This window comes from Burkholderia glumae LMG 2196 = ATCC 33617 (assembly GCF_000960995.1).
GTDB lineage: Bacteria > Pseudomonadota > Gammaproteobacteria > Burkholderiales > Burkholderiaceae > Burkholderia > Burkholderia glumae.
In genome coordinates, this window is record NZ_CP009433.1 from 45,245 (window position 1) to 57,035 (window position 11,791).

Here is an 11,791-nt window from a genome sequence, read left to right on the forward strand (position 1 = left end):
TTCGACGAGGCCAGCGTATCAGACTGCAGAGCACTCCCCCAGCTTTGTTCCACTCCCAGAATTAGCGGACCTCAACACGAGGTGCTGGACGTCGAGCGTCTGCTGCGCACCATGCGCGATGACTTGGTGTCGATCGCGCTGCGCGAGGGCTCGCCCGTTCTGGTCGAGCACCTGCAGGCGTCGATCCGCAAGTACGGCGAGCCGCGCCTGACCCCCGTGTCGCTGCAGATGATCGAGCTGGCGGCCGGCAGCTGGGCCAAGGCCGCGCCGGCGGCGAATCACGCCGTCGCGCGCTGGTTCCGGCCGCTGGTCGCACAGCGCCTGGCCGAGGTCGGCGTGGCCACGGTGGGCGAGCTCGTCGCGTACTGCAACCGCCGAGGCGGCGCCTGGTGGCGCTCGGTACCGCGCATCGGCGTCGGTCGGGCGCGGGCGCTAGTGGCCTGGTTGCGCCGGCACGCCGAGACGATCGGCCAGACAGTGGACGCCGATGTCGATGGGGTCGATCCGTTGCTGGCCGCGCCCGAGACGCGCGTCGCGCTGCGTCGGGGCCAGCTGGTGCCGATCCACCGCCTGGTGGTGCCGCACGAGCTCGCCGGCGCCCGGGGCGCCAACCGCGCACCGGCGTTTCCCTACATCTCGGCCGCCCACGACCTGGACGCGGTGTTCGCGTACCTGCATCGTTACGACGGTCAGGCGGCCACCCAGCGCGCGTACTGGCGCGAACTCGAGCGCTTCGTGCTGTGGTGCGTGCTCGAGCGCGGCCGCCCGATGTCCTCGATCCTGGTCGACGACTGCGAAGCCTACAAGGCGTTTCTGGCCAACCCCTCGGACACGTTCCGTGGGCCGCCGGCCTCCCGTGCCTCGGGCCGCTGGCGCCCGTTCGCCCTGACGCCGCTGTCGCTCGACAGCCAGCGCTATGCGGTGCGCACGCTGCGCGCGGCATTCGACTGGCTGGTGAAGGTGCGCTACCTGGCTGGCAACCCGTGGGTGGCCGTGACCGACCCTAAGCCCGTCAAGCGGGCGACCAAGCTGCAGGTGCAGCGGGCGCTACCGATCGACGTGTGGAGCCGGGTGCGCGCGGAACTCGCCGAGCGCGCCGAAGGCCTGGGGCCACAGGGCCCGGACTGGCGCGTGGCGCGTGCGTTGGTGCTGCTGATGGGCGACGCGGGCCTGAGAATCGAGGAGGCCGTGACGGTGGAGCGGGGCGGGCTGCAGTGGTGGCCTGCCGAGGACGAGACGCCCGCGAGCTGGATGCTGCGCTTGATCGGCAAGGGCAGCAAGGAGCGCATCGTGCCGTTGACCGAGGACACCGTGGCGGCATTGCGCGAGCACTGGCAAGACCGCGGCCTGGATCTGGACGCGCCCGGCGCCGCGGCCGACAGCGTGCCGCTGGTGGCGCCGACGGTGGTGCCGCCCACGCCTGCCAGTCGGGAAAAGTTTGGCGTGACCGACGCGGGGGAGGTGACGCGCGCGGCCGGCTATACCCCGCGCGCCGCGCGCCGGGTCGTGACACGGGCCCTCAGGCGCCTGCTCGAGCAACTGCCGGATTGGGAGGAGTCGGCCCGCCGGCAGCTGGCCGCGACCTCGCCCCACGCGTTCCGGCACACGTTCGGCACGCAGTCGGCTGCGGCCGGCATGGCGATCGAGGTGCTGCAGCAGGTGCTGGGCCATGGCTCGCTGCAAACCACCACGATCTATGTCAACGCCGAGCAGCAGCGCATGCGCCAGGAGAGCGCGAAGTATCATGCGCGCTTGGCTGCCCGCCGAGCCAAGTAAGCGAGAGGCCGGCAGGCTAGTCTGGATGAACGCCGCACGGCCACCGGCACCCGCGCCAGCCGCCTTTTCGTGAAATCGTTACTCGGTATCCGGTGTCGCCGACTGCGTCGAGCGGCGCCGGCTTACTGCCAGGCCGCACCTCTGCCGTCGGCCGTCGCGATCCGGAAGAAGGCCACCGCGTCACGAAGCGTGGCGGCCTGTTCGGCCATGGCCTGCGCCGCGGCCGAGGCTTGTTCCACCAGGGCCGCGTTTTGCTGGGTCACCGCGTCCATCTGGCTGACCGCGGTGTTGACCTGTTCGATGCCCGTGCCCTGCTCGTCGGATGCCGAGGCGATCTCGCCCATGATGTCGGTGACCTGGCGCACCGACTTGACGATCTCGGACATGGTGGCGCCCGCCCGATTGACCTGCTCCCGTCCAGTTGCCACGTGATCTACCGAGCGTTCGATGAGATCTTTGATTTCCTTGGCGGCGCTGGCGCTGCGCTGGGCGAGCGTGCGCACCTCGCCCGCCACGACGGCAAACCCTCGGCCCTGTTCGCCCGCGCGCGCGGCTTCCACCGCGGCGTTGAGCGCCAGGATGTTGGTCTGGAAAGCAATGCCCTCGATTACCGTGATGATTTGCGATACCTTGCCGGAGCTTTCCGAGATCGACTTCATCGATTCGACGACCTGGTCCACGACGTTACCGCCGCGCACCGCCACGTCGCACGCATTGGTGGCGAGCATGTTGGCCTGCTTCGCGCTATCGGTGTTCTGCCGGACGGTCGAGGTCAACTGCTCCATGCTCGCGGCGGTTTCCTCCAGCGAGGCGGCTTGCTCTTCGGTGCGTTGCGACAGGTCCAGATTGCCTTGGGCGATTTCACCCGCGGCTGACTTGATCGACTCGGCGGACGACTGGATGCCCGCGACGATGCCCCTCAGTTGCTGCCGCATGCCCTCCAGCGACGCCATCAGGCTGCTTTGATCCTTGTCGCGAACCGGCGCCGCCACCGAGAGGTCGCCCTGCGCGATGCGGCTGGCCACGCTCGCGGCCGCGGCGGGCTCGCCGCCCAGCGCCCGGAGGATGCCGCGCGTAATGACGATGCCCAACACAATCGCAAGAGTGATCGTGATCAGGCCGGCGGCCGTCAAGGTGAACATGGTGGCGGTGGTCATCGTGGCAACCTCGCCGGAGCGCTGGTCCAGCAGGGCCTGTTCGGCACTGCCGACGTCGGCGGCCACCGCACGGTAGCGATCCATGAACTGCTTGTCCTTGCTCAGCTTGAATTCATCCGTGAGCGCGCTCAGCGGCTGGGTTCCCGCGTTGACGTCGCGTCTCATCCCGATCAGCTTTTCGGCGACGCTGCCCACCTTGTTGCGCAACTGCAGCAGTTCCTCCAGGCGCTGTTGCTGGGCGGCGTTGTCCGAGGTGAGGCCGCGGATGACTTCGTACGCCTTGGCGAATTGGCCTTGGCCGGCCAGATAGGGATCGAGAAATTTGTCGTCCCCGGAGATCACATAGCCGCGTACCCCCGTCTCCATGTTGACCATGTTGGCCAACATCTCGTCGTTCGCTCGCAGCACGCGATAACTATGGATGTTCCATCCGTTGGCGTCGTTCAGGCGCAGGAAATTGACGATGGAGATCGCGCTGCCGATCAGCGAAATCAGTATGACGATTCCGAACGCACCAGCGAGCTTCTGGCCTACGGTCAGTTTTTTCATAGCGTTCCCGATTGGTTTGTGAATTGTGTGCAATGACGGCAACTGTTTTGGTTGCTGAAGTGATGTTGGCGTCGCAGAATCGGGAAAATTGACTCGTTTAGGATTGTGTGGAGGTATTTGTTGCCGAATTGATCTCGCGATTTCAAAAGTACAGACGCGCAAACGATGTCTCAAGCACGATTAACTTATCTCGCACGCGGAAGATCGATCCGATAGCGCGTGTATCGGGATTCCGTATGCCAGACGAGGCTGCATATCGGCGCTGCGGTACGGCAGGATATGTTCGTGCTGCTCCTCGCCGACGTGACCAACATGGGGCTCGCTGAAGTCGCCGCGGCCACCAAGCAACTGGGTGCGCAAGGCGCTCGAAGACTCGCGACTCTGCTGCGTGCGGAATTACGCGCTCGCGCCGAGCTACCCAGGCGCCAGGCGGGCGCGCTGAGAAAGCGGCCAAGCCCAAGCTGCTCGCCCGGTATCGGCGCATGCCCATTCGCGGTGGACAGGCCGCTCTGCTGGTGGAGTTCGCCTCGGCCGACGTGTTCTACCGCGAGATCGATGATCTCGTCGCGGGGATCGCGCTCGCGGCCGAATGGCACGACTGTATCTCGGAGAGCGAGGCGCGAGCGGAGGGGGGACGGGCAAAAGTGGGGCTGATGAGTGCCTCCGAGGCCGACTGGCGGGCTGTTTCGAGCGACCAATATCTGGATGCGCAGGAGCGCCTCGAACAACTCGCAGAGGGGGAACGATCAGCGAACCTTGATCAAGGTCAACGAGAATGCAATCAGTGGGGCTCCCCAACCCTTCAGCCAGTTTGGAAGCGAACGTAAACAAGTTGACAAGATAATCTGCACGGTCTGGGAGCCGCAATGAAAAACATGACTGTATCCGCCCGCCTAATCACCGGGTTCGGGTTGCTGATGGCATTGTTGCTGGCAGTTGCGGCGATCGGTTTTTACGGGTTGTCACAGTTGAACGAGCAACTGAACGCTGTCACGGTGAACAACACCGAAGCGAAGCTGGCTAACCGGTTGCGCGTATCGATACTGGACCGCGCTATTGCTGTGAGAAACTTGGCATTGCTTACCGATGCGCAGGGAACGGCCAAGGAGGTGGAGCGCATTAGCAGGCAGGAGAAAATCTACGCCGACGCCTATCAGACACTGGCGAAGACGCTTGCGGACGAACTCGGCACGACGCAGCGAGAGAAAACGCTCCTCGTCCAGCTCGAGCAGGACGAAGCGGCGGCCCAGCCTGCATTGCGCAAGGCCACTCAGTTGGGTTTGTCGAATGATATGGCTGGCGCTACTCGGGAACTGCTGCAGAACGTCAGGCCGCTACAACAGAGTTGGCTGGCACACGCGGTCGAGCTGGTCGATTTCGAGGACCAGCTCAACGACCAAGCGCAACATGACGCGGTGCGCACGTACTCTAGCGTTCGCGTACTGATCGCAGCCATCGTTGCCGGTTCGCTGCTTCTGGCAGCCGTGACCGCAATCCTCATTACGCGCAGCATCCTGAGCCAGCTCGGCGGCGAACCCGGTTTCGCGCAGTCCGTGGCGGCGGAAATCGCCAATGGCAATCTGATGGTGGATTTGCACCTGAAGCCTAGCGATTCGACCAGCCTCATGGCATCGCTGGAATCGATGCGCGCCAGGCTCACGTCGATCGTGCACGGCATCAAGACCTCGGCCGAATCCATCTCGGTTGCCGCCAACGAGGTTGCCCAGGGCAATGTCGCTCTCTCGCAGCGCACCGAAGAGCAGGCGGCATCGCTCGAAGAGACGTCTGCCAGCATGGAAGAAGTGACCTCGGCGGTGAAGCACAATACTGACAATGCCCGGCAGGGCAGCGCGCTCGCGGTCACGGCGTCGCAGACCGCTGCGTCTGGCGGTGACGTGGTCCGTCAAGTGGTGGGCACCATGGAAGACATCACGTCGAGCTCGCGCAAGGTTACCGAGATCATTTCCGTGATCGAGGGGATCGCTTTCCAGACCAATATTCTGGCACTCAACGCGGCGGTCGAGGCAGCACGCGCAGGCGAGCAGGGCCGCGGCTTTGCCGTCGTCGCAGGGGAAGTGCGCACCCTGGCGCAGCGCAGTGCGGTGGCGGCCAAGGAAATCAAGGCACTGATCGAAACGTCGGCGTCGCACGTGGCTGCCGGCTCGCAATTGGTTGCCGGCGCTGGCGCGACCATGGATGAGATCGTCCGTTCGGTACAGCGGGTCACCGACATCATGGGCGAGATCGCGTCGGCGTCGGCGGAGCAAAGCACGGGAATCGAACAGATCAACACGGCCGTGGCGCAGATGGACGAGGTCACCCAGCAGAACGCGGCGCTGGTGGAGCAGGCCACGGCCGCGGCGCAGTCGATGGCGGATCAGGCGGAAAGCCTGCGGGCCACGGTGTCCATCTTCCGGGTCGATGCAAGGGCGCAGACGGAGCTCGCTGCACCGGTGAAGCAGTCCGTTAGCGTCGGGCCGAAGCAGGCGAAGCGCCGCTATGAGCCGGCGCAGCCCCGGCTGGCTGCGGCTAGGACGGGAAGCGGCGAGTGGGCCACGTCCTGACCTGCGAGCAGGCGATCAATCGCCTTTTCGTTGCCGCCGCTCTCTGGATCGACACCAAACGCGGGGAGCGGGTTACCCCTAATAAGGACAAACACCTAGCGTTCTTCAGCAAGCCACCCGGGCGTCGTAGTTACATTTGTCTTTCCGATGTCTTGCGTTTTAATGTGGAGAATGTAATGTCCTTTCTAGTTAATCTTAAGATTGGCAGCCGGCTGGCGATTGGCTTCGCCATTTCAGTCGGGCTCGTGTGTGTGATCGGCGCGATGGCGATCTGGCAGATCGGCAAGGTGTATCAGAAAACCGAGGAAATCTCCGGCGAGATCCTGCCAACTGTTCAGACGCTCAGCGATGTCCGAGCGACGGCCAATACCGTTCGGCGCGCGACCCTGCGAGGCCTGCTTGAGGCCGACCAGCAAGGGCGCAACGCGCAGCGGGAGGCTCACGACACGGCGCTGCGGCAGTACGAAAGCCTGTTTGCCAGCTATAAGTCGCTGGCGAAATCGTCCGACGGCGCACGGCTCACCCAGGACATCGAAGCCGCCTGGGCGATTTTCCTGAAAAACGATCAGCGATTGCAGGAGGCAGTCGCAGCGGGCAAAACCGATGCGCTTGAGATGCGGACGCTGGCGACCAGGGGAAGTGCAACCGAGTTCGCGAGCTTCGTGAAGGTGGTCGAGGCAGCGGTACAGGCGAGTCGGGAACGCAGTGATTCAGCCAGCGCATCCGCCTTGACTTCGTACCACTCGGCGGTGCGCGGCACGGTCATGCTGGTGGCGGTGGCGGTGGCCGCCGGCATCGGCATTGCGATCCTGATCACGCGCTCCATCACCCGGCCGCTCAACCGCGCTGTCACCGTCGCGCAGACTGTCGCGCAAGGCGATCTCACCTCGGACATCGATGTGAGCGGCAAGGACGAGACGGCCATGCTGCTTGCCGCGCTCAAGGAGATGAACGCTCGGCTTGCCCGGATGGTGGGCGACATCCAGCAGAGCGCCGACAGCATTGCGACCGCGTCCTCGGAAATCGCGTCCGGTAACGTCGATCTCAGCCAACGCACCGAGGAGCAGGCCGCCTCGTTGGAAGAGACCGCCGCGAGCATGGAGCAGCTGACTTCGGCGGTCAAGCAGAACGCGGACAACGCGCAGCAAGGCAGCAGCGTGGCGAAGAACGCCTCCGAAGTGGCCGAGCATGGCGGCACGGTCGTGAGCCGAGTCGTGGACACAATGCAGGAAATCAGCGAGCGAGCGGGCCGCATGTCGTCCATCATCGTCACGATCGAAGGCATCGCATTCCAGACCAACATCCTTGCGCTCAACGCGGCCGTGGAGGCCGCGCGCGCCGGCGAGCAGGGCCGCGGATTCGCGGTGGTGGCGGGCGAGGTGCGCACGCTTGCGCAACGCAGTGCCGCGGCGGCCAAGGAGATCAAGGATCTGATTACAGAGTCGGGTCGACGGAGTGAATAAGGGGGGAGCGCTGGTAGCTGAGGCTGGGGCCACGATGAAGGAAGTGGTCAGCGCCGTGGCCCGAGTTACGGACCTCATGGAGGAAATCTCCGCTGCTTCGCAAGAGCAGCGCAAGGGTATCGAGCAGGTGAATCAGGCGGTCACGCAAATGGATGAGGTGACGCAGCAAAACGCGGCGCTGGTGGAAGAGGCGGCCGCGGCTGCGCAATCGATGTCCTCTCAGTCGTCTAGCTTGAAGGACATGATCTCGGTGTTCCGCATCTCCGCGGGCCGCGCCAGCGTGCCTAACGTGTAGAAGTCGCGACCCGATCTGACAGTTACCCGTTCCGACGGTGCGTGACTGTCAGATCAGATTCAGGTGGCTCACTTTCTCCTTCCACACCTCCTTGCCCGCGATGAGCGTCTGCAGAGGCGTGCGACCGCAGCACATCTTACCCTGATGGTGTTGATGTCCGCACAGAACTGACCCACTAGAGCTGAAAATTTTCATCGAATTTTGACCCACGTGATTGAATGCCCTGCTCAATCTTTGAGCAGGGGATACAAAGGTGATCACGGTGGGCATATTGGCCAAGATCAGGCGGATGTATTTCCGCGAGAAGGTCCCGCTGCGCGAGATTGCGCGGCGTACGGGCCTGTCCCGAAACACGGTGCGCCGCTGGCTGCGGCAGACTGATGCCGTCGAGCCGAAGTATCCGAAGCGCGTCAGCCCGAGCGTCATCGACGACTGGGCCGCACAGCTGACAGGTTGGCTGCGTGCCGACAGTCATCGCCCAAAGCGTGACCGGCGCACCGCCCGGTTCATGTTCGAGGCGATCCGCGCCGAGGGTTACGCCGGCAGTTATGGCCGCGTGAGCGCATTCGTGAGGCGTTGGCACGAGGAGCAGGCTGAGGCGCCTCGCAGGAAGGCCTTCGTGCCGCTCGCCTTCGAACCCGGCGAAGCCTTCCAGTTTGACTGGAGCTGCGAATATGCGTTTGTTGGCGGGCTGCGGCGACGCTTGGAGGTCGCCCACGTCAAACTTAACTCCAGCCGGGCGTTCTGGCTGGTCGCCTATCCCACCCAGAGTCACGAGATGCTGTTCGACGCACACGCGCGCGCATTCGCCGCGTTCGGCGGCGTGCCCCGGCGCGGCATCTACGACAACATGAAGACCGCCGTGGACAAGGTCGGCCGCGGCAAGGAGCGCGCGGTCAACGCGCGCTTCGAAGCAATGTGCAGTCACTACCTGTTCGAGCCAGAGTTCTGCAACCGTGCCGCCGGCTGGGAGAAAGGCATCGTCGAGAAGAACGTTCAGGACCGGCGACGTCAGATCTGGCACGAAGCAGCGCTACGGCGCTGGGAAACGCTGGAGATCCTAAACGAATGGGTCGCTGGTCAGTGTCGTGAGGCCTGGCAGATGCGGCACCCGCAGTGGCCCGAGCTGACAGTCGAGGACGTGCTGCAGGACGAGCGCATCAGGCTGATGCCCAATCCACGGCCGTTCGACGGCTACATCGAGCAGACCCTGCGAGTCTCGTCGACCAGTCTGATTCACTTCCAGCGCAACCGCTACAGCGTGCCCACCGAGTACACGAACCAGTTGGTGAGCGTGCGCTGCTATCCGGCATATCTCAGCGTCGTCGCCAACGCCCAGGAGATCGCACGCCACGAACGCAGCTTCGAGCGGCACATGACCTTCTACGATTGGCGCCACTACGTCACGCTGGTCGAACGCAAACCCGGCGCACTGCGCAACGGCGCACCGTTCATCACGATGCCGCAGCCGCTGCAACTGCTGCAGCGGCATCTGCTGAAACACCCGGGCGGCGATCGCGTCATGACGCAGGTGCTCGCTGCGGTGCGCGAACACGGGCTCGATGCGGTGCTGCTCGCCGTACAGGCTGCGCTGGATTCAGGACGCCCCAGCGCAGAGCACGTTCTGAACGTGCTGAGCCGGTTGAAGGCACCCACCACGAGCACCAACCTCGCGACGACGAAACTCCAGCTTACCGAAGAGCCGGCCGCCGACGTGAGCCGCTACGAAACCCTGCGTGCCAACCCACCGGAGGACCGTCATGTCTAACGACATCGCCGCCCAGCTCAAGGGGCTCAAACTGCATGGCATGGCGAGCACGTGGCCGGAGCTGCTGGCGCAGTCGCGTCACACGGAGTTCAACCCGGAGCGCTTCATGAAGCAGCTGCTGATGGCTGAAACCGCCGAACGGCAGGTGCGCTCGATCGCCTACCAGATGACCGCCGCTCGCTTCCCGGCACACCGCGACCTGAAGGGCTTCGACTTCGCGCAGGCACACGTCGACGAAGCGCTGGTGCGCGAACTGAGCGAGCTGTCGTTCCTCGCAAGCGCGCACAACGTCGTGTTCATCGGTGGTCCGGGCACCGGCAAGACGCACCTCGCCTCAGCGATCGGAATCGAAGCCGTACAGCGCCACGGCAAGCGCGTGCGCTACTTCTCGACTGTCGAGCTGACCAACGCCTTGGAGCAGGAGAAGTCCATCGGAAAACAAGGCCAGATCGCCCACAAGCTGATGTACGTCGACCTGGTGATCCTCGACGAACTGGGCTATCTGCCGTTCAGCCAGACCGGCGGTGCATTGCTGTTCCATCTGCTCTCAAAGCTATACGAGCACACGAGCGTCGCGATCACGACCAATCTCAGCTTCGGCGAGTGGGCGAGCGTGTTCGGGGACGCAAAGATGACGACGGCGCTGCTGGACCGCGTCACCCATCACTGCCACATCGTCGAAACGGGCAATGAATCGTGGCGCTTCAGGACCAGTTCTGCCAAGGCAAAGACAACAAGAAAAAGAGCGGCAAAACCAGCGGGTAACGAAGAGTTATCCACACCGGAATAGATGTACTACGCTGTCTCGGGGTGGGTCAGATTTAGATGAAATCGGTGGGTTAAGACTCGGTGGAAATCAACATCGTCGTCTACTACCAGGACCTTCACCGGTCTCGCAGCCGCTCTCGAGAACTTACGCCCGGAACAGATCCATGTGCGTTGACCGTTCATGTTGCCCTCGTGGCGGTGGAATCAACGCAGATCAGAAAAAAGTGTTCCCGTGGTGGCGCCAGTAAGACGCCGTCCTTGAAACGGGCGAAACCCGTCGGTACATATCGTTACGGTCGCAGCACGGTGGTCGACTCGTCGTCGCCCGGTTCGTCATTAGGGCCTGCAGGTTAAAAAGGGTCCCGAACGAGTATGAAAATTCATTTGCGCAGGATAACCAACTGTCCGATGCCACGAAATGATGCGCTTCGTCTCGACACCGCTCCGCCATGGGGAAAATTCTCATCCTTGTAATTCCGCATCTTTTAACGGTACGCCGCCTCGCGTTCTCTGAGGCGAACGATCCTGCAGGCCGCCTTCCGGGCCCCGGTGCGCGCGCCGCGTGGGCGCGGCACGGACATTGCGGATGGGTTCCTGCGAGCCGACCGCGGCCAAAGCGTTGACGTAGTTTGAGCCCGGTTGCGGCCGGGCGGTCGGCTCCGTCCTGTTCCATCTGCACAAGGAGGATTCATGTTCAGCTACAACTCTCGGCTGCAATACACAGTACGTGTTGCCACGCCTAATCCGGGCCTGGCCAACCTTCTGCTGGAACAGTTCGGCGGCCCCCAGGGGGAACTCGCTGCGGCGATGCGTTACTTCACGCAGGCCGTCACCGAAGAGGATCCGGGCCGGAAGGACATGCTGTTCGACATCGCCACCGAAGAACTGAGCCACCTCGAAGTGATCGGGTCACTCGTCGCCATGCTCAACCGGGGCGCGAAGGGCGAGCTCGCAGAGGCCGTCGATACGCAGGCCGAGCTTTACCGGAAGTTGCAAGGCGCCGGCAACGATAGCCACGTCACACAGGTGCTCTACCGCTGGTCTCGACCACCTGGTCGATACGCTCGATCTGGCCTTGCGTCTCCTCGAGATGAGCTTTGAACGCCTCGCTGAGCTCGGGCTCGCTAGCGGCGCGAGAGAGTTTCGCCAGCGCGCGCGTCAGCTGCTTTTCCGCGCTGTAAATGTCCGAGAGCATGTGAACGAACAGATCGTCGACTGTCTTGCGTTGTGCCATATTGGGCTCCTTTGCCAGATGAATGGAGCACGAGTAGTTGCAAAACTTGTACCCGACGCTCGGGGGCCAAATAACGTGGCTTCACCGGCCTGTTCAGCCGCTCGAAGTGCAGAATTTACAGGAACATTCGTCCTTTACGAACGTCCAGCGCCGGGTGCCTCCATTTTTGATAACATTTTGGGAAGCGCTTCGTTGCATGCTGCGGCCAAGATTTGCT

The 11,791-nt window shown here is 63.5% G+C and carries 6 protein-coding genes and 3 pseudogenes; 7 read left to right on the forward strand and 2 right to left on the reverse strand.

The genetic code is table 11. From position 1 onward, the window contains the following. The first annotated feature begins 111 nt into the window (after positions 1-111). Positions 112-1,776: a site-specific integrase gene (locus KS03_RS00900; protein WP_234038077.1), complete on the forward strand. Its 1,665-nt coding sequence runs from the start codon at positions 112-114 to the stop codon at positions 1,774-1,776. 122 nt (positions 1,777-1,898) lie between these two features. Here KS03_RS00900 and KS03_RS00905 read toward each other — a convergent pair whose 3' ends face one another. Beyond that, on the reverse strand, positions 1,899-3,482 hold the full coding sequence (locus KS03_RS00905) for a methyl-accepting chemotaxis protein (RefSeq protein ID WP_012732724.1): 1,584 nt from the start codon (positions 3,480-3,482) through the stop codon (positions 1,899-1,901). Positions 3,483-3,964: 482 nt separating this feature from the next. Between KS03_RS00905 and KS03_RS32390 the strand changes: the two genes are divergently transcribed. The 6 genes and pseudogenes from KS03_RS32390 to KS03_RS29240 all read left to right on the forward strand — a co-directional run. After that, on the forward strand, positions 3,965-4,309 hold the full coding sequence (locus tag KS03_RS32390; protein WP_017432531.1) for a hypothetical protein: 345 nt from the start codon (positions 3,965-3,967) through the stop codon (positions 4,307-4,309). 39 nt (positions 4,310-4,348) lie between these two features. After that, positions 4,349-6,046: a methyl-accepting chemotaxis protein gene (locus KS03_RS00915; RefSeq protein ID WP_012732723.1), complete on the forward strand. Its 1,698-nt coding sequence runs from the start codon at positions 4,349-4,351 to the stop codon at positions 6,044-6,046. A gap of 176 nt (positions 6,047-6,222) precedes the next feature. Beyond that, a pseudogene (locus tag KS03_RS00920) lies at positions 6,223-7,804 on the forward strand (methyl-accepting chemotaxis protein). A gap of 289 nt (positions 7,805-8,093) precedes the next feature. Beyond that, positions 8,094-9,572, forward strand: coding sequence for an IS21 family transposase (gene istA, locus KS03_RS00925; protein ID WP_217908314.1), 1,479 nt, complete (start codon positions 8,094-8,096; stop codon positions 9,570-9,572). Further along, positions 9,565-10,362: an IS21-like element helper ATPase IstB gene (istB, locus tag KS03_RS00930; RefSeq protein WP_012732720.1), complete on the forward strand. Its 798-nt coding sequence runs from the start codon at positions 9,565-9,567 to the stop codon at positions 10,360-10,362. The genes istA and istB overlap by 8 nt, the downstream gene beginning before the upstream one ends. A 668-nt stretch (positions 10,363-11,030) precedes the next feature. After that, positions 11,031-11,390, forward strand: a pseudogene (locus tag KS03_RS29240) (manganese catalase family protein); the annotation flags it as partial. Here KS03_RS29240 and KS03_RS00935 read toward each other — a convergent pair. After that, positions 11,374-11,574: pseudogene (locus tag KS03_RS00935) on the reverse strand (YciE/YciF ferroxidase family protein); the annotation flags it as partial. The pseudogenes KS03_RS29240 and KS03_RS00935 overlap by 17 nt on opposite strands. Positions 11,575-11,791: the final 217 nt, after the last annotated feature.

Bases quoted from the DNA above. Each gene is read 5' to 3' on its own strand.
- KS03_RS00900 (WP_234038077.1), top strand. From the start codon at position 112: ATGCGCGATGACTTGGTGTCGATCGCGCTGCGCGAGGGCTCGCCCGTT.
- istA (WP_217908314.1), top strand. From the start codon at position 8,094: ATGTATTTCCGCGAGAAGGTCCCGCTGCGCGAGATTGCGCGGCGTACG.
- KS03_RS32390 (WP_017432531.1), top strand. From the start codon at position 3,965: ATGCCCATTCGCGGTGGACAGGCCGCTCTGCTGGTGGAGTTCGCCTCG.
- KS03_RS00905 (WP_012732724.1), bottom strand. From the start codon at position 3,482: ATGAAAAAACTGACCGTAGGCCAGAAGCTCGCTGGTGCGTTCGGAATC.
- KS03_RS00915 (WP_012732723.1), top strand. From the start codon at position 4,349: ATGAAAAACATGACTGTATCCGCCCGCCTAATCACCGGGTTCGGGTTG.
- istB (WP_012732720.1), top strand. From the start codon at position 9,565: ATGTCTAACGACATCGCCGCCCAGCTCAAGGGGCTCAAACTGCATGGC.